This is a genomic window from Capnocytophaga periodontitidis, assembly GCF_016126015.1.
In the GTDB taxonomy this organism is placed as follows: Bacteria; Bacteroidota; Bacteroidia; order Flavobacteriales; family Flavobacteriaceae; genus Capnocytophaga; species Capnocytophaga periodontitidis.
The window spans coordinates 23992-42325 of record NZ_JAEFDB010000009.1 but is presented as its reverse complement, the minus strand read 5'-3'; the positions used below and the strand labels follow the sequence as shown (position 1 = coordinate 42325).

General features: G+C 39.4%; 19 protein-coding genes. 14 read left to right on the top strand and 5 right to left on the bottom strand.

Going from position 1 to position 18334, the window contains the following annotated elements; genetic code table 11:
• Window positions 1-41 precede the first annotated feature (41 nt).
• From I7X29_RS11565 to groL, 5 genes are all read left to right on the top strand, one after another.
• The gene (locus I7X29_RS11565; RefSeq protein WP_198474869.1) at window positions 42-533 is read left to right on the top strand and encodes an LptE family protein; all 492 of its coding nucleotides are present in this window, start codon (window positions 42-44) and stop codon (window positions 531-533) included.
• Between the two features lie 41 nt (window positions 534-574).
• Window positions 575-1414, top strand: a complete 840-nt coding sequence (locus I7X29_RS11560; RefSeq protein WP_198474867.1) for a hypothetical protein — start codon at window positions 575-577, stop codon at window positions 1412-1414.
• Window positions 1415-1419: 5 nt separating this feature from the next.
• Entirely contained in the window at window positions 1420-1803 is a 384-nt protein-coding gene (gene secG / locus I7X29_RS11555; RefSeq protein ID WP_009750881.1) for a preprotein translocase subunit SecG, read from the top strand.
• Window positions 1804-2004: 201 nt separating this feature from the next.
• Complete coding sequence (locus tag I7X29_RS11550) at window positions 2005-2283, top strand: co-chaperone GroES (RefSeq protein ID WP_009418065.1); 279 nt, start codon at window positions 2005-2007, stop codon at window positions 2281-2283.
• Window positions 2284-2307: 24 nt separating this feature from the next.
• Complete coding sequence (gene groL, locus I7X29_RS11545) at window positions 2308-3942, top strand: chaperonin GroEL (RefSeq protein WP_088594858.1); 1635 nt, start codon at window positions 2308-2310, stop codon at window positions 3940-3942.
• 98 nt (window positions 3943-4040) lie between these two features.
• On the opposite strand, the gene I7X29_RS11540 is transcribed toward groL, so the two are convergent.
• On the bottom strand, window positions 4041-5423 hold the full coding sequence (locus tag I7X29_RS11540) for a DUF5723 family protein (RefSeq protein WP_198474865.1): 1383 nt from the start codon (window positions 5421-5423) through the stop codon (window positions 4041-4043).
• Between the two features lie 134 nt (window positions 5424-5557).
• Between I7X29_RS11540 and I7X29_RS11535 the strand changes: the two genes are divergently transcribed.
• From I7X29_RS11535 to hisS, 7 genes are all read left to right on the top strand, one after another.
• Window positions 5558-6004, top strand: coding sequence for a PepSY-like domain-containing protein (locus I7X29_RS11535; RefSeq protein ID WP_198466226.1), 447 nt, complete (start codon window positions 5558-5560; stop codon window positions 6002-6004).
• Between the two features lie 2 nt (window positions 6005-6006).
• A complete protein-coding gene (locus I7X29_RS11530) occupies window positions 6007-6435 on the top strand; it encodes a PepSY-like domain-containing protein (RefSeq protein WP_198474863.1) in 429 nt (142 codons plus the stop codon).
• A 77-nt stretch (window positions 6436-6512) separates the two neighbouring features.
• Window positions 6513-6947 (top strand): PepSY-like domain-containing protein, encoded by a 435-nt coding sequence (locus I7X29_RS11525; protein WP_009750875.1) that lies wholly within the window; start codon window positions 6513-6515, stop codon window positions 6945-6947.
• A 22-nt stretch (window positions 6948-6969) separates the two neighbouring features.
• Window positions 6970-8214 (top strand): BaiN/RdsA family NAD(P)/FAD-dependent oxidoreductase, encoded by a 1245-nt coding sequence (locus tag I7X29_RS11520; protein WP_198474861.1) that lies wholly within the window; start codon window positions 6970-6972, stop codon window positions 8212-8214.
• 173 nt (window positions 8215-8387) lie between these two features.
• The gene (locus tag I7X29_RS11515) at window positions 8388-9602 is read left to right on the top strand and encodes an ROK family transcriptional regulator (RefSeq protein ID WP_198474859.1); all 1215 of its coding nucleotides are present in this window, start codon (window positions 8388-8390) and stop codon (window positions 9600-9602) included.
• Complete coding sequence (gene mazG / locus I7X29_RS11510) at window positions 9599-10366, top strand: nucleoside triphosphate pyrophosphohydrolase (protein ID WP_198474857.1); 768 nt, start codon at window positions 9599-9601, stop codon at window positions 10364-10366. The genes I7X29_RS11515 and mazG overlap by 4 nt, the downstream gene beginning before the upstream one ends.
• A gap of 122 nt (window positions 10367-10488) precedes the next feature.
• A complete protein-coding gene (gene hisS, locus I7X29_RS11505) occupies window positions 10489-11865 on the top strand; it encodes a histidine--tRNA ligase (RefSeq protein WP_198474855.1) in 1377 nt (458 codons plus the stop codon).
• Between the two features lie 82 nt (window positions 11866-11947).
• On the opposite strand, the gene I7X29_RS11500 is transcribed toward hisS, so the two are convergent.
• From I7X29_RS11500 to I7X29_RS11490, 3 genes are read right to left on the bottom strand one after another with little or no spacing between them, the layout of a single operon-like run.
• Window positions 11948-12424, bottom strand: a complete 477-nt coding sequence (locus tag I7X29_RS11500; protein ID WP_198466232.1) for a DinB family protein — start codon at window positions 12422-12424, stop codon at window positions 11948-11950.
• Between the two features lie 8 nt (window positions 12425-12432).
• Entirely contained in the window at window positions 12433-14721 is a 2289-nt protein-coding gene (locus tag I7X29_RS11495; protein WP_198474853.1) for a DUF5682 family protein, read from the bottom strand.
• Window positions 14714-15568, bottom strand: a complete 855-nt coding sequence (locus tag I7X29_RS11490) for a hypothetical protein (RefSeq protein WP_198474851.1) — start codon at window positions 15566-15568, stop codon at window positions 14714-14716. The genes I7X29_RS11495 and I7X29_RS11490 overlap by 8 nt, the downstream gene beginning before the upstream one ends.
• 168 nt (window positions 15569-15736) lie before the next feature.
• On the opposite strand from I7X29_RS11490, the gene I7X29_RS11485 reads away from it, so the two are divergent.
• Window positions 15737-16105, top strand: a complete 369-nt coding sequence (locus I7X29_RS11485; protein ID WP_002681708.1) for a DUF1573 domain-containing protein — start codon at window positions 15737-15739, stop codon at window positions 16103-16105.
• A gap of 151 nt (window positions 16106-16256) precedes the next feature.
• Entirely contained in the window at window positions 16257-16838 is a 582-nt protein-coding gene (locus I7X29_RS11480; protein WP_198474849.1) for a hypothetical protein, read from the top strand.
• 65 nt (window positions 16839-16903) lie between these two features.
• Here I7X29_RS11480 and asnS read toward each other — a convergent pair whose 3' ends face one another.
• Window positions 16904-18334 (bottom strand): asparagine--tRNA ligase, encoded by a 1431-nt coding sequence (asnS, locus tag I7X29_RS11475; RefSeq protein WP_198474847.1) that lies wholly within the window; start codon window positions 18332-18334, stop codon window positions 16904-16906.

Sequence of the window (18334 nt, the reverse complement as noted above, 5' to 3'; positions counted from 1 at the left end):
GTAATTATTTTCGTATCTTTGCCCGCTAATTGATTCATAGAATGAAATATCTCTTATATATACTCTTGGCTTTCACTGCTGTAAGTTGTGGTACCTACAACTTCACAGGAGGAAGTACAGGCGATGCTAAAACCTTTCAAGTGAACTTCTTCCGTAACGATGCTCCTTTAGTAGAACCTGGGCTTGACCGCGATTTTACCATAGCCCTACAAGATTTGATTAACAACCAAACCAACCTCAGCCTTACCGACCGCAATGGCGACCTTGTATACGAAGGCGAAATTGTAGAGTTCAATATTACCCCTATGACAGCTACCTCAGGACAAACTGCCGCCCAAAACCGTCTTACTATCAGCGTAAACGTACGCTTCACCAATCACAAAGAAGATAAAAAAGACTTTGAAAAACGCTTTTCTTTTTACTACGATTACCCTGCTGCAAGTCAGTTGAGTTCAGTAAAAGGAGAGGCTATTCCACAGATATTCGAACGTATCACCCAAGATATTTTCAATGCCTCACTCGCCGATTGGTAAATCAACAAATCGGCATATTGATAAATCGACAAATTAGCACATTGACTGTAAAGGAATTCATAGAGATTATTAGACATCCCTACACTATCAACGATGATCAAGTATATGAACTCGATGAAATAGTGAAGGAATATCCTTATTTTCAAGCGGCAAGGGTGCTACAACTCAAAATATTGCATTCTGAAGGAAATTACAAATACAACAAAGCTCTAAAACTCGCTGCTGTACACGTAACCGACCGCTCAGTATTGTTTGATTTTATCAACTCTAAAACTATTATTCCTGATTTTTCAGCATTGCGCCGTGATTTTGAGCGCATTCGCAAAGCTCGTGAACGCAAAGAAGCTGAAGAAGCTGAAAATACCCCACCTAAAGTAAGTTATATTGACCACGAACCGCGATCCTACCGCCCCGACTTACCTAACAAATCTATTTTTGAAGAACCTATCTTCCCTGAAGATTTGGTAAATCACCAAGAATTAGCCGATGTTTTCATCGCTAAAGAACCTGAAGAAAAAACAAAAACCGATGCTGATAACATTTCTCAATGGTTAGAAAACATCTCTGAAGAACATAATGAAGTTGCCTACAAAAACGACAAAGTAGCCGAGAAATTTAAACTCATTGATAAGTTCTTAGAAAGCAACCCCAAAATCGAAGCCTCAAGAGATTATGTATCCAACGTGAATTTAGCCGATGAAGTAAAGTCTGACCCTAAACAATTAATGACCGAAACATTGGCGCAAGTATATGTAAATCAGCGCAAATTCAAACAAGCTATTCAGGCTTATGAAATATTAATTTTGAAAAATCCAAAAAAAAGTGCTTACTTTGCAGCCCAAATAGAAAATATTAAAAAATTACAGCAAAATAATTTATAAGAAAAATGACAACATTTAACATCTTTTTAGTGCTCATCGTGATAGTATGTTTACTACTCGCTTTGGTTATTATGGTACAAAACCCTAAAGGAGGCGGACTCTCTTCTACTTTTGGAGGTAACACCCAAGTAGTAGGAGGCGTAAAGAAAACAGGCGACTTCCTCGAACGCAGTACTTGGACTTTTGCTACTGCTTTAGCTGTGCTTATCCTTATTGCTAACACCTTAATAGCTAACAATAATAATGGTGTGACTGGCGACTCTAAATTATTAGATGGTAGCACCCCCGCTGCTCCAGTAAACCAACTCAATCAGCAAGCACCCGCTAACAACAACGCTACTCAACAAGTGCCTGCTACTCCTGCCACATCTTCTAATACAGGAAACTAAACTGACAAAAAGTCAGTTATTTCAGATTGGCACACTTTCTGAAATATCCTCTTCGATTTTTTATAAAGGGAATTAAAATACTAAACAAAAGGTTGAAAACAGAACTTTGACAAGGTTTTTAAAACTTTGTCAAAGTTTTCTAACACCTAACTTCTTATCCCTAACTTTCTAAGTAAACAAATAATTAAAAACTAAACAATAATGGCAAAATTGAATATCAAACCTTTAGCTGATAGAGTAGTGATTGAGCCCGCAGTGGCCGAAACTACTACTGCATCAGGTATTATCATCCCTGATACTGCAAAAGAAAAACCTCAAAAAGGTACCGTTGTAGCCGTAGGTGCAGGTACTAAAGATAACCCTGTTACCCTAAAAATAGGCGATACTGTACTCTATGGCAAATATGCTGGTACTGAACTCAAATTAGAAGGTAAAGACTACCTCATTATGCGTGAAAACGACGTATTAGCAGTTATCTAATCTAAACATTAAAAATTAAAAAAAATGGCAAAAGACATTAAATTTGATATAGACGCTCGCGAAGGTCTTAAACGCGGCGTTGATGCATTAGCTAATGCAGTAAAAGTAACCTTAGGTCCTAAAGGACGTAACGTAATTATTAGCAAATCATTCGGTTCTCCTCAAGTAACTAAAGATGGGGTGAGCGTTGCTAAAGAAATTGAATTAGAAGACGCTCTCGAAAATATGGGCGCTCAAATGGTAAAAGAAGTAGCTTCTAAAACTAACGACCTCGCTGGTGATGGTACTACTACCGCTACTGTTTTGGCTCAAGCCATCGTAAAAGAAGGACTCAAAAACGTAGCTTCTGGCGCTAACCCAATGGATTTGAAACGCGGTATCGACAAAGCTGTTGTAAAAATCGTAGAACACTTGGCTAAACAAGCTAAAGAAGTAGGTTCTTCTTCTGAAAAAATTAGACAAGTAGCTTCTATCTCAGCTAACAACGATGATACTATCGGAGAACTTATCGCTCAAGCATTCGAGAAAGTTGGTAAAGAAGGGGTTATCACCGTAGAAGAAGCTAAAGGTACTGATACTTATGTAGACGTAGTAGAAGGTATGCAGTTTGATCGCGGTTACCTCTCTCCTTACTTCGTTACCGATTCTGAAAAGATGGTAGCTGAACTCGATCGCCCTTACATCTTGTTGTATGACAAGAAAATCTCCACTATGAAGGATTTGCTTCCTGTATTAGAGCCTGTAGCACAATCTGGCAAACCACTTTTGATTATCGCTGAAGATATCGATGGGGAAGCTTTGGCTACCTTAGTAGTGAACAAATTGCGCGGTACTCTTCGCATCGCTGCTGTAAAAGCTCCTGGTTTTGGCGACCGTCGCAAAGCTATGCTCGAAGATATCGCTATCCTTACGGGGGGTACTGTAATCGCTGAAGAAAGAGGATTTACTCTCGAAAATGCTACTATTGATATGCTTGGTACTGCCGAAAGAGTAAGCATCGACAAAGATAACACTACCATTGTAAATGGTGCAGGTAAATCTGAAGATATCAAAGCACGTGCAGCACAAATCAAAGCACAAATCGAAAATACTACTTCCGATTACGATCGCGAAAAACTACAAGAACGTTTGGCTAAACTTTCTGGCGGAGTAGCTGTATTATATATAGGTGCTGCTTCAGAAGTAGAAATGAAAGAGAAAAAAGACCGCGTAGACGATGCGCTTCACGCTACTCGTGCCGCTGTTGAAGAAGGTATCGTAGCAGGGGGTGGTATTGCTCTTCTCCGTGCTAAAAACGCTTTAGCAAAACTTAAACCTGCTAACGCCGATGAAGAAACTGGTATTAAAATCATCCTCAAAGCATTGGAAGCTCCTTTGCGCACTATCGTAGAAAACGCTGGTGTTGAAGGTTCTGTAATCGTAGCTCGCGTACTCGATGCTTCAAGAGATGCTTACGGATACAATGCCAAAACAGGTACTTATACCGATATGTTCAAAGCTGGTATCATCGACCCTAAAAAGGTAACTCGTGTTGCCCTTGAAAACGCTGCCTCAGTAGCTGGTATGATTCTCACTACCGAATGCGCTTTAGTTGATATCAAAGACGATAAAGCAATGGCTATGCCTCCAATGGGCGGCGGAATGCCAGGAATGATGTAATTATAAATTCATAGCATTATTATCATATTTTATTAACACGAAAATCGGGGAGAGTTTCTTGTGAAACTCTCCCCGATTTTATAATTCATATCAAATGATTAAATACTTTGATAAGCTCTGTGTCCAAATCTCACTCCAAAGAAGAAATTCAAATCTTTAGCTGATTTAGTAAGATTACTCAATATAGTGTTAGAACCTATTACAAAAGGACCTAAACGCAAAGCAAGACCGATATTTGTTTTTGAAATTTGGTTATACGAAAGAGGTAAATAAGCCCCTAAGTACTCTGTTTCTACACGTGGTGTAAGCGAAACTTCATTAGCATAAGCCGCTGTATAAGCATTGCTTTTATTAGTAAGATTGAAACGGGTAGCTAAATTCACAAAGAAAGGTTGCGCTATACGGTAATCTACACTCAAGTTCAAAGAAGTAGGTAAAGATACTTTTATCTTCTCGGTAACTGCAGCGTTATCTCCAAAGGTATTTTTTAGTTTTTCTTCTGATAAGTCATCCATTGTGAGGCTAGCTACACCAGAAGCTGGCATACGATAACGTTGTGAATCTTTAGTAGGTGTATATTGCAATCTTCCAATATCCATTATAGAAACCCCTACTCTCAAATCGTGAGAATTGTTATGACAACGAGGACATCCATCCTTTTTATACTCATAAGTAGCCCCTAAATCAAATCCTACAGTAGACGCTTTAGACTTAAAGTACAAATCGCTCGCATTGATATTATCAGTATCTACTAAACTTGTTCCTCCATTAAGTATTTCTACTACCCCATTGTGAGACTGGATATTAAGTATGGTACTTTTAGTAGATCTATCCACTGTAAGTGAAGCCGTAGCCCCTTCAAAGTTTCTAAAACCTGCATACACATTACCTGAGCCTTGTATTATTTTTAAACTTGCTCCTGCTTTGATAGCATTATGCCCATCAAAATAGAGCTCACCTGCCCAAGAAAATCCTATTTCTGAAAAAATATGCGCTGCTATTTCTTGGTTGTTCAAATTTAACTGATAAGACTGATCTAGGTCTAATTTTTCAGCATCAGTAAAAATTGACTGCAAGAGTTTAGCATCAAAGTTTCTCACGTTACCTAATGCACGTACACGAGAAAAAACTCCCACAGTGTGTTGGTCGTTGATTTTCACGTAAAGTGAAGGCCCCATCACATCTACATTTACTTTAGCATCAATACGCTCTCTAAGCAAAGGATTATTTGCATCATTACGTGTAAAGTCATTAAAACTTTTAGTAATGTCGGTATTCATTTTGATAGCATTATTCGCCAAACCAAAATTTACCAAAAACAAACTAGCATCCCAAGGGCGCTTGCTGCTAATCATATAAGCAGGATTTGCTGTGGTTTGTATCACTCCAGAGTAATAACTCTCTCTAAGCCCTGCAAACGATTGCTGAGCTTCCATTGCCATTGTTGTTAAAAACAAAGCTGATAAAATTACTTTTTTCATTGTGTAAAAAACATTATAAATTTGCGTGCAAATGTACAACTTTTTATCAAATAAAAAATAAAAAATGTAATTCATTTTGCTCTCTTAATATTTTTATCTACTTTTGTCGCCATAAACATTTTAATTCTAAAAAGATGAATACACTTAAAACACTATCAACAATAGCTTTTTCATTATTAGTTTTTGGAATAGCTACTGCTCAGGACGAAGGACTTGTGCCTGCCAGCGCCTTGCCTGCCAACGCACAAACTTTTGTAAATCAATATTTTTCTGCTAACGATATCGTTTCGGTATGGCAAGATACTGAAAAAGGTAAAGTAGAAGAATATACTGTACTTTTTGCCGACGGCACTGAAGTAGAATTTCACGCTGATGGCAACTGGAAAGAAGTAAAAGCCCGTAACGGACAAGTATCACCTAAAATCGTTCCTGCTAAAATAGCTAAATACGTACACAAAAAGTTCCCTAAAGCAATGATTAAAGAAATCAAAAAAGGACGTACCAAATACGAAATCGACCTTACTAACAACGTAGAACTTCTCTTTAACTTAAATGGTAATTTCTTAAAAATTGACGACTAAATATGAAATACTTTTTATTACTCATCGTTGCTACACTTACTTTTAGTGCAGCCTCTGCTCAAAACAAAAAAATAACTTTTAACGATCTTCCGTCTGAAGCTATCAACTATATAGATAATCGCTCCTTAGCTAATGATATTACTTCAGTATGGAAAAATACCAATGACAACATATACACTGTTATTTTTAATGATGGAACTGAAATCGAGTTTAATAACAACGGCGAATGGAAAGAAGCTAAAATAAACAATGAAAAATTTTCAGTATTCTTAGTTCCTGAAAAAGTATTAGGCTATATACAAGCTAATTACCCTCTTGTGTCTGTCAGAAAAGTATCGCGTAATCTCGATAAAAAAGGGTACAAAACTGAACTTTCTAATAAAAAAGAACTTAATTTTGACGAAAATTTCAATTTTGTTAAAGCAAGATAATTTCTCTATTGATTGTTCAATCCCTATTGACTTTCTTAAAACTAAACAGTTAAACTCTTAAAAAATAGACAACTCAAATGAAACGTTTTTTATTACTCATCGCTGCTACACTTAGCTTTAGCGCTGCATCTGCTCAAGACTCTAAAGTAACTTTTAATGACCTTCCTGCCGATGCTATCAACTTCGTGCGTGAACATTTTCTGGTAGACCATATCGCTTCTGTTTGGAAAGATACTGATTACAACGACGAGGAGTACACTGTTATCTTCCGCGACGGACTTGAAATAGAGTTCAATGGCAACGGCGATTGGAAAGAACTCAAAGCGCGTCACGGCAAAGTACCTGATCACGTAGTACCCGAAAAAATATTGGCTCACGTACGCGCCACCTTCCCTTTTGAATCTATCAAAGAAGTATCCCGCAATCTCACCAAAAAGAGATACGAAGCCGAACTTACTGACGATCAAGAACTCAAATTCGACGATAAATTCAATTTTATTGGAGTAAAATAATCTCCCATTAATTGTTAATTGAATGTATGACCTAATCATTATCGGTGGAGGAGCTGCAGGCTTCTTCACCGCTATTAATACCGCCGAAAACCGTCCTGATTTTAAAATTGCTATCCTCGAAAAAAGTAAAAATGTGCTCCACAAAGTGCAAATTTCGGGTGGGGGGCGTTGCAATCTCACCAATGCTATTTTTACCCCTCAAGAACTCGTAAAAAACTATCCGCGAGGTAGTAAGGAACTCCTTAGTCCGTTTCACCGCTTTATGTGCGGTGATACTATGGAATGGTTTGAAGCACACGGTGTTTCTCTCAAAACAGAACCCGACGGTCGTGTATTTCCCGCATCTAATTCTTCGGAAAGCGTTGTAAACTGCTTTCTCAACGCAATCAAAAAACACCACATTCAAGTCTTCACTCAACAGAACGTACAAGCCCTTTCCCCTACTTCCGAAAGTTGGGAAATCACTACATCTAACTCAACCTATAAGGCTCGTAATTTGGTAATTAGTACGGGCAGCAACCCTAAAATATGGCAACTGTTAGCTTCTTTAGGGCATACTATTATCCCCCCTGTTCCCTCACTTTTCACTTTTAACACTTCTACCCAATGGGCAAAAGAGCTCTCAGGAATTGCAGTAAATGCTACAGTACGCTTGTTTAGCCAAGGAGGTAAATCGCTCAAAATCACCGAAACCGCTCCACTACTCTTCACACACAATGGTTTTAGTGGCCCTGCGGTGTTGCGCGCCTCAGCTTGGGGAGCTCGCATATTAGCAGAATGTAACTACCAATGCCTGATGGAAGTGAACTTCACTGCTCACAACAGCGAAACACTTACTTACGACGAAACGCTTCTCTTTTTACAAGATTGCAAACAACAAAACGGACGCAAAACGATGCAAAATTTCACATTGTTTGAACTCCCTAAACGCTTGTGGAATTCCCTTTTAGATAGCGCTGGTATTGCTCCTGCACAACTATGGGCAGAGCTCAACAAATCTCAACTGCGCCATCTTGCCAAAATACTTACCCAATGCCGTTTTCCTATAGAAGGTAAAGCTACTTTCAAAGAAGAATTTGTAACAGCTGGAGGGGTAAAACTCTCCGAAATCAACTTCAAAACCTATGAGAGCAAGCTGCACCCTCATCTCTACTTAGCTGGCGAAGTACTCGATATCGATGCTATTACAGGAGGCTTCAACTTTCAAAACGCTTGGACGGGAGGCTATATCATCGCTGAAAATTTTGTAGTAAAAAACAGTAAATAGACTCAAAATCATCTTTGTATCACAAACTTTATCAAAGTTTAAAGACTTTTGCAAAGTAAAATTAACTTATAATCAATTCTCAACACAAAAAAATAATCTCTAATTCTTGCTTCAATTCAAAAAAATATCCTTAACTTTGCCATCGTAATTAATATATAATAAAATAGCAAATTATGGGACTTAAATTTTTAGATGATATAAAAGCAGGCATTCGCAGTGCTTCCCTTAAAAAGGATATCATTTGCTACTACATCAACAATGGCGACAACACTCTTGCCGACCTTGGCAAAGAATTAGATCTCAGCGTGCCCACCGTTACCAAAATGGTAGGTGAACTCATTGACGACGGCATCGTAATGGATTTTGGTAAAATAGAAACCTCTGGAGGGCGTCGTCCCAATATCTATGGGCTCAACCAAAGCTCTGGCTACTTCATCGGGATAGATATATGCCATTCTCACGTAAATATAGGTGTCACCGACTTCAAAGGTGAACTCATCAGTGAAGAACTCTCTATTCCTTTCACCGAATCTCAGCCTCAAGAACGATTTCAAAGACTCTGTGAAATCATCAATCAATTTATTCACAAATCAAAAGTACCCAAACACAAAATCCTCAGTATGGGTATCAATATTTCCGGACGTGTAAACACCCTCACGGGGCATAGTTATAGCAGTTTCTATTTCGATGAACGCCCTCTTACCGAAATGTTTGAGAACGAACTGAATATCAATGTTTCTATCGATAATGATTCTCGTGCAATGACTTACGGTGAATATATCAAAGGATGTGTAAACGGCGAGAAAAACATCTTGTATGTAAACGTTAGTTGGGGCTTAGGGCTCGGCATTATCGTAGGCGGACAGCTATACTATGGAAAGTCAGGATTTTCAGGAGAGTTTGGACATATTCCAGCCTTTGGCAACGAAATACTCTGCCATTGTGGCAAAAAAGGTTGTTTAGAAACAGAAGCTTCTGGCTTAGCCTTACACCGCAAGTTCTTGGAAAAACTGCACAGCGGACACTCCTCTTTGCTTACTCAAAAAAACGGATACGACCCCAAAGCACCCGTAAGTTTGAACGACATCATAGAGGTTGCTCTACAAGAAGATATGCTCGCCATTGAGCTGATTGAAGAAATAGGAAACTCTTTAGGCAAACATATCGCGGGGCTCATCAACCTTTTCAACCCCGAATTGGTTGTTATTGGAGGAACACTCGCCTACGCCGGCGACTACCTAATGCTACCCTTGCGAAGTGCCATTAGAAAATATTCATTAAACTTAGTAAGTCAAGATTCCACTATTAAAGTATCTAAATTGGGTGAAAAAGCAGGACTTTTAGGCGCCAGCCTCCTCGCCCGAAGTAAATTCATCGGATTGATATGAAAGACGAACGATTAGTAGCTTTAGAGCGACTCCTCAACATAATGGACGACCTACGCGCTAAATGTCCGTGGGACAAAAAGCAAACAATGCAGAGTTTGCGCCATCTCACTATTGAGGAAACTTACGAATTAGGCGATGCTATCCTTAGCAACGACCTCCAAGAAGTAAAAAAAGAATTAGGCGACTTGCTCTTGCATATCGTTTTCTATGCCAAAATAGGCAGTGAAACCAACAGTTTCAACATCGCCGATGTAGCTAATGGCGTATGCGAAAAACTCATTGAGCGACACCCCCACATCTACGGCGATGTGCAAGTAAACAACGAGGAGGATGTAAAGCGCAATTGGGAAAAAATAAAACTCAAAGAAGGCAACAAGAGTGTTTTGGGTGGTGTTCCCAAGAGTCTGCCTGCCTTAGTAAAAGCCACTCGCATACAAGATAAAGCTGCTGGTGTAGGTTTTGATTGGGATAATATCGATGATGTTTTTGCAAAGATAAAAGAAGAAATAGATGAGCTACACGCCGAAGTAAAAGCTCAAAAGCAAAGCAATATAGAAAGTGAGTTTGGCGATGTGCTGTTTAGTCTCATCAACTATGCCCGTTTTTTAAAGGTAAACCCCGAAGATGCCTTAGAGCGCACCAATCGCAAGTTTATTGCACGTTTTCAGTACTTAGAAGAAAAAGCTACGGCACAAGGCAAATCGCTCAAAGATATGACCTTACAAGAAATGGAGACCTATTGGCAAGAAGCTAAAAACCTATAAAACAACAAAACTATGACCACAGATTTAGACACCTTAGACAAAGAGTTCAAAACAAAATCCAATCTGGTCATATAGGAATGTATAGATGCATATATTTTAATATAAAAAACACCTAAAAAACAATGGCAATACAAAAACCAAGTATACCAAAAGGTACTCGCGACTTTTCACCTACCGAAGTAGCTAAACGCAACTTCATTATCAACACTATAAAAAATGCTTTCAACACCTTTGGTTTTCAACCTATAGAAACCCCAAGTTTTGAAAACTACAATACCCTAATGGGCAAATATGGCGAAGAAGGTGACCGTCTTATCTTCAAGATACTCAATTCAGGTGACTTTACACAAGGAGTAAAACAAGAAGATTGGGAAGCTAAAAACCCTCAAAAACTCACTCCTCAACTCTCCGAAAAAGCCCTTCGCTATGATCTTACAGTTCCTTTTGCTCGCTATGTAGTACAACACCAAAGCGAACTAACTTTCCCTTTCAAACGCTATCAAATACAACCTGTATGGCGTGCTGACCGTCCACAAAAAGGACGTTTTAGAGAGTTCTACCAATGTGATGCCGATGTGGTAGGTAGCACCAGTTTGTGGCAGGAAGTGGAGTTCGTACAACTCTACGACACTGTATTCACAGCCCTCAATCTCAAAGGGGTAACTATCAAAATGAACAACCGAAAAATCCTTAGTGGCTTTGCCGAAATGATAGGTGAAAGCGATAAACTCACCGATTTTACGGTTGCTCTCGACAAACTTGATAAAATAGGCGAAGAGGGTGTGATCAAAGAAATGAAAGAAAGAGGTATTAGTGAGGAAGCTATTGCAAAATTGCAACCTATCTTCACTCTCAAAGGAACAGTTACCAAAAAACTATCTGCCCTAAAAGAGATTCTCAAAAGCTCGGAAACAGGTATGAAAGGTGTAGAAGAATTAGAGTTTATAGCCCAACAAATAGCCCAACTCGGTTTACAAACAGCTATCTTAGACCTCGATGTTACCCTCGCTCGCGGGCTCAATTACTACACGGGAGCTATCTTTGAGATTGGAGCTCCTGCAGGCGTACAAATGGGTTCTATAGGTGGCGGTGGACGCTACGACGACCTCACTAGTATTTTTGGACTCAAAGGTATCAGTGGGATAGGTATTTCTTTCGGGTTAGACCGCATCGGGTTGGTGATGGAAGATCTGAATCTTTTCCCTGAATCGCTCAACAGTACTGTAGAGGTGCTTTGTATCAACTTTGGCGATGCTGAAGCGCTACAGAGTATGAAACTACTCAAAGCATTGCGTCAACTTGGCAAAACTGCAGAGCTCTACCCCGATGCCGCCAAGATAAAGAAACAGATGGAGTATGCTAACAAGCGTAATATTCCTTATGTGGTGATTATAGGCGAAAGCGAACTCGCTAAAGGTACTTTTGTACTGAAAAATATGTTAGAGGGCACTCAAAAAGAATGTAGCCTCAATGAAGTAAGCAATGCTTTATTTCAGTAGTAGTACGACAAACAATTAGAAAATTTTATAGACTTTGTCAAAGACCGTAGCTCGGTAGGCTTTAAGGACTTTGACAAAGTATTTATTGTTTTTTTATTGCGTTGATAGCGCATTTTAGAGCTAATACGCTTCCCAAATGTACCCCTTCGTGCGAAATATTGAAGTAAATAGCTTCTTCAATGGTATTGAGTTCATACTCTATACCTGTTACATAATGGTTATAATGCTTAAAAATTCCTTTGTGATAATCCGTTTCGAGTAAATCTACAGTGCGGATGAGGAGTTGCTGTAGTTCCTCTATCTCGGCAGCAGTAGGGATATGCCCATCGGGGATGGTGCCTTTGCGATAACGCTCTACAAATTCAGGGGTGAGATAAGTAGGCAGGTCGCTATTGGCATAACAATAATTTTGCTGGGTAACTACGCAGTGAGCGAGATTCCACAAGATATTATTTTTAAAGCCCGCAGGAATGATTGCCAATTCTTCGGGGGTAAAGCTATTGAGCAATTTGAGTTGTCGCTCACGCAATTTTCGGTATAAGGTAAATACTTCTTTCATATATTTATTTAAAAATCAAAATCAAAGTCGTTAAGTTCGTCTAATTTGGTATTTTCTTCTTCCGTAAGCACTTCTTGCAAAAGTTCGGCTGTTGCTTCTTTTCCAGTACCCCAAAGGTCTCCTAATAATTCAGCTATACTATTCTTTTGGTTAGGCTCAAAATCGGCGAAAGCACGTCGCAAGAACACTACTGAGCGCATAAACTGTTCTTCGTCTAATTGGCGTACATAATTATCTAATTCTTGCCATATAATCGTACGCGATAACAATGCGTATCTATTTCTTCCAGAAAATCCTTCAAACCACGAAGCACCTAAATCGGCGGGAACACCTGCTGAAAGGCGGCGTGATACCTCACGTGCGCATTCTTCTTCAGTTGCTAAATTGTGTTCTAACAATATTGCAAAGGCTACCCCTGATAATTTGGTATTTACATCGTCGCGCCACGCAAGGTGAGTAAGTTCTTTTTGCCACGTTTCGGTATCTACAAGCTCGTATTGTTGTTCGGAGATGAACTCCATTGTATTTATCGCTTCTACGATTGGTTTAGAGGCTTTATCATCACAAGATGAAGCATCTATCAATAATAGAGAAGCGCGCAAAAAGAGTTGTTGCAAGATAGGTTTCAGCGGTTCGAGGTTAAACTGACGCAAATCGCCATACTGAATGAGCATTGAGAGTTCGTGAGCAGCAAAAGCAGTTTCGGCAAAATTATTACTATCTACCAAAAGGCTTTGCAAAGTGCTGAGTGCATTGCTAAAAATATGCGTAAGCTGACATTCGCAAGCCTGCCTGATGATTTTGGCTACTACCGAAAGGTCGGTTGCTTCGCTCAGTTGTTCTTTGAGTATAAAGGCAGCGGCAATTTCAAGCGTTTCACCTTTGAGGTTAGCTTCAACGATTTCTATTTCCACTTCAGGACTCCATTGCAAGACCCATTTTTCAGCCCACGAGGCTTTGTCTTGCTGTACGCGTTGCTGAGTGGCAAAGTGAATGCCTAAAACTTCTAAACGGTGGAGGAAAGTAGAGCGGTTTAGGTCGATGAAAGCAGCTTCTTTGGTTTTTACTTTGAGGTTTTCGCGGAGGTCAAGAGAGAGGTCTTGTGCTACTGCCGATTTGTAGTTGGTGAGTTTCAAGCGTTTCAGCTCCTGATTCATATCCTCCTGCACGGGCGTTTGGCTTACCCCTTCAGGCAATGCCCCAATAGCTGTACCTATATCTACTTTGTTGATAGCTTCGGCTACCGAAGAGAGTCCACCGCCACCAAAGCAAGTTACAACTGCATCGTGGAGGTCTTCGAGTACGGGATAAGTACCGCCTTTCATCGCGGAGAGCACATTGGCGAGTCGCACGGCTTCAATTACGCTGGCAGAAGAGGCATTTTGTCCTTGATTGCGGAGTATTTTGGCTACCTTGGTAAGGTAGGTTGCCGCGAGTTTATCCATTGTATTGGTTTGCATCGCGCGCCACATCAGTTCAAAGTAGTAAGGCGCCATATTGCCTGCTCCGTAACCCGTACGGCTGCTGAGGCGGAGGTAGGAATAAGGCATTAGAGTAAGTTGAGCAGTAGCTTTGGGGAGTTTTTTAAGCTCGTCGTCGGTCATTGGAGGTAGGTTATTTTGGATACCTAACAAATGGTAAGCTCCAACGATCACTACTATTTCTTCGGGTTTGAACTCGGTGCAAGCTTTGGCAATTTCGCGTTTCATATACGCCTCGCGAATAAGATTATACGAAAAGTCAAACGGTGCTTCTTCGTATTCTTTATCTACTACCATTTGGCGCATTTCGCCCGACTGCAATGCCAAAGCGGGGGCGAAAGTATCGGTATTGAGATTGTGTTCGTAATGGCGTTCCCAATAGTTTTCGTAATCGGTTTCGTCAACCTGTTCGGCGAGTTGTTTGTAGAGTGTATTGTGATACTTATAGAACTCACGTGCTTTTTCGCCTTCCTCGTCGGAGGGTTGTTCTTGGCGGAGCTTGAGCATATTTTCGGTAGGCAAGTCGATAAACCTAAGGGTGACTTTCTTTTTTACGCCCCAGCATATCGCTTGGTACTCAGGAGAATAAGTAGCAAAAGGATAAAGCACCGTTTCTATAGGTAGCTCGGTGGTATAGCCCAACATCGCAATGGGAGGTTTTACCCCTTTCTGAGCGATTTGAGGCATCAGAGGGGTAGCATCAGCTGGACCTTCGATAAGGATACATTTAGGTTTATTTTTTTCTAAGAAATCCAAGAGGTGATAGGCAGCTGATGGCGACAAGTGTCGTACACCGAAGAAGTGAAGATTATTCATAATAAGTGAAGGTACGTTCTATAATTTGTCGGGGGTCGCCATTGATGAAGGTCGTTTTGGCAATCCAATTACCTTGAGTATCGTATTTATACTCATAAGTTGCTACATTTTTCTGTTTTTTAGGCAGTTTGGTTTCTGCTTGTAGTTTCACACAATCACCTTTGGCGTTGTATTTTTTTGTAGTGGTACTCACTAAGTTATTATCTTTATCATACACGCGATTGCTCAAGAGTTGGTGTTGTTTGTTAAACTTATTCTTTACTATTTGCAACAAGTTACCTTGCGCATCGCTATAGCGCATTTCCAGAGGATCACCTTGTTTATTATAAGTATATGTAACGACAGATTCTAACTGATTAGCGCGATAAGTTTCTTCTTTGAGTATTTGCCCTTCAGCATTTACCTGATAGGTGTAATGCGATTTGAGGAAGCCCCCAGGAGAGTAGGTAGCATCTTTGATGAGGTAGCCTTGAGGGTTGTAGACATAAAGGGTTTTATCGGAGTTGTAGCGAGTTTCAAACAATTGACCTTGAGGATTATAGTAGTAGTCCATACGGCTATAAAGATCACCGTTCTTGAAGAAGAAACGAGTTTGGGAGAGGAAACCTTTAGGGTTAAAATCTTTTTGAAGGTTTTCGAGGTTAGCGATTTTGTTTACCGTATCCAAATCGGCATCGATAGCAGATTTGGCAAAAGATTTCCCTTGAGCAGTTACTAAATAAGGAATACTTCGCATCGTTTTCACCTTAGCTTTGAGCCCTGAGAGTTCCCAATCGGTGGGGGTTTGCTGTTGAGCAAAGAGAGTAGCTGTAGCTACCAATAGCATAGAAGTTATTAGATATTTCATCAGTTTTTTAGTTTTTAGTTGTGCAAAGGTACAAATTAATTTATTATTATGCAAATAAGGATTTAGGAGATATAATTTAGGTAATAGGATTTAGAAGATAGTGTTTTGGCACGGTTATTGTAACTATTTTATTCGTAAAACAAACTTATTTATTTTAATTTTTATACTATGAAAAAGTTTTTAACATTTGTATTTTTAGCATTTTTTGGTGTAATGGCTTATGCCCAAGACGCTGAGATTTCTTTCAAATCTGAAGAAATTGACTACGGTAACATCAAACAAGGTGCCGACGGCGTGCGTGTGTTCGAATTTACTAACACTGGTAAAGCACCGCTCGTAATTACTAACGTAGCTTCTTCTTGCGGTTGCACTGTTCCATCTTGGACAAATCAACCTGTAGCACCTGGAGCTAAAGGGAAAATTGAAGTAAAATACGACACTAATCGTGTTGGCCCAATCAGCAAAACGATTACTGTAACTTCTAACGCTAAAAAAGAGCCTGTAAAAGGTTTGCGTATCAGAGGAAATGTTCAATAATCCATAACTATTTATATTTTAATTACTCCCTAAGTCGCCTGCCACTCCTCATTAGTAGGCGACTTTTTTTGTGTTAAACTTTTGTAAAAAAGACAATTGTAAATATTTTTTATTTACTTTTGCACTGTAAAACTAAATAATATTATCAAATATGAAATTACGTACAATCACTTTATTTGCTGGGCTTTTAGTAGCTCAGGTATCTTTAGCCCAAGTAGACGAAATGGGCACTATGACCGATACTACTATTCCAGTAGTAACCAATGTTGAGCAAACAACTTCTGAAGCAGACCTTAAAACTCAAAAAGAACAGCTTAAAGCACAACAAAAATTACAAAAAGAACAAGAAAAAGCGCTAAAAGCTGAAGAAAAATCTGCTAAAGAAAAAGAAAAAGCTGAAAAAGAAGCTAAAAAAGCTCAAGAAAAAGCTAAAAGAGAACAAGAAAAAGCTGAAAAAGCTAAAGCTAAGGCAGAAAAAGAAGCTCAAAAGAAAAAAGAAAATTTGAACAAAGCTAACAGTGAAGTTGCTAAAGTAGAAACTAAAATAGCAAAAGCTAAAACTGATTTAGCGAAAGAGCAATCTAAATTTGATATGAAGAAAGCTAAAGGTACTCTTTCTCCTCAAGACGAAGCTAAGCTAAAAGGTAAATTGCTTGACAAACAGCAAAAAATCAACAGTCTTGGTCTTGATCTTATCAAAGCTAAAGAAAAAGTAAACAAATACTCTATGTAAGATATTTTTTACTAAAAAAAGAGGGTTATCGCAGCGATAACCCTCTTTTTTATTATAATCATTTCTTAAAACTCGGCGCTTTGTGGAGTACGTGGGTAAGGAATCACATCGCGAATGTTAGTCATTCCTGTAGCAAAGAGTACCAAACGTTCAAAACCAAGACCAAAACCACTGTGTACAGCTGTACCAAATTTGCGAAGGTCGAGATACCACCAGAGCGTTTGCTCATCCATATTGAGGTCGGCGATTTTTTGTTTGAGCACATCGTAACGCTCTTCACGTTGCGAACCTCCAACAATTTCACCAATACCAGGGAAGAGGATATCCATAGCGCGTACTGTTTTACCATCTTCATTCAATCGCATATAGAACGCTTTGATATTTGCTGGATAATCGTAGAGAATTACGGGGCACTCGAAGTGTTTTTCTACTAAGTAACGCTCGTGTTCGCTTTGCAAATCTACCCCCCATTCGTTTACAGGATATTGGAATTTCTTCTTTTTGTTGTAATTGCTATTTTTGAGAATATCAATTGCTTCAGTATAGCTCACACGTTTAAACTCATTGTGAATTACAAACTCGAGTTTTTCAATAAGCGACATAGAACTGCGCTCGTTTTGCGGTTTAGTTTTTTCTTCTTCTAAGAAACGTTTATCGAGAAACTCAAGGTCGTCACGACGCACTTCTAAAGTATATTTGAGCACGTATTTGATGAAATCTTCAGCTAAATTCATATTGTCGATAAGATCGTAGAACGCCATTTCGGGTTCTATCATCCAGAATTCAGCTAAGTGACGTGAAGTATTAGAATTTTCGGCACGGAAAGTAGGACCAAAAGTATAAATCTTGCCGAGTGCCATTGCAAAGGTTTCACCTTCTAACTGACCAGACACTGTGAGGTTTGTTTCACGTCCAAAGAAATCTTTTTTATAATCTACTTCACCATTTTCGGTAAGTGGTGGATTTTTAGCATCCAAAGTAGTTACACGGAACATCTCTCCAGCACCTTCGGCATCACTACCGGTGATAATAGGTGTATTCACATAGAAAAAGCCGTTGTCCTGAAAGTATTTATGTATAGCAAATGCCAAAGTAGAACGCACGCGCATCACAGCACTAAAAGTATTAGAGCGCACACGCAAGTGAGCATTTTCGCGCAAGAATTCCAATGAGTGTTTTTTAGGCTGGATAGGATATTCTTCGGGGTTGCTATCACCTAAAATCACTACCTCGGTAGCTTGTAACTCTACCGACTGACCTTTACCTTGACTTTCTACTAATTTCCCTTTTACTTCAATAGCTGCCCCTGTGGTAATGCGTTTGAGTATATCGGGGTTTGTATTTTCAAAATCTACTACTACTTGGAGGTTATCGATAGTAGAGCCATCGTTGAGGGCTATAAATCGGTTGCTGCGAAAGGTGCGCACCCAACCTTTGAGGGTAATTTCCTCGTGTATGCTTTTTCCGTTTTGTAATAATTGTTTAATATATAACAT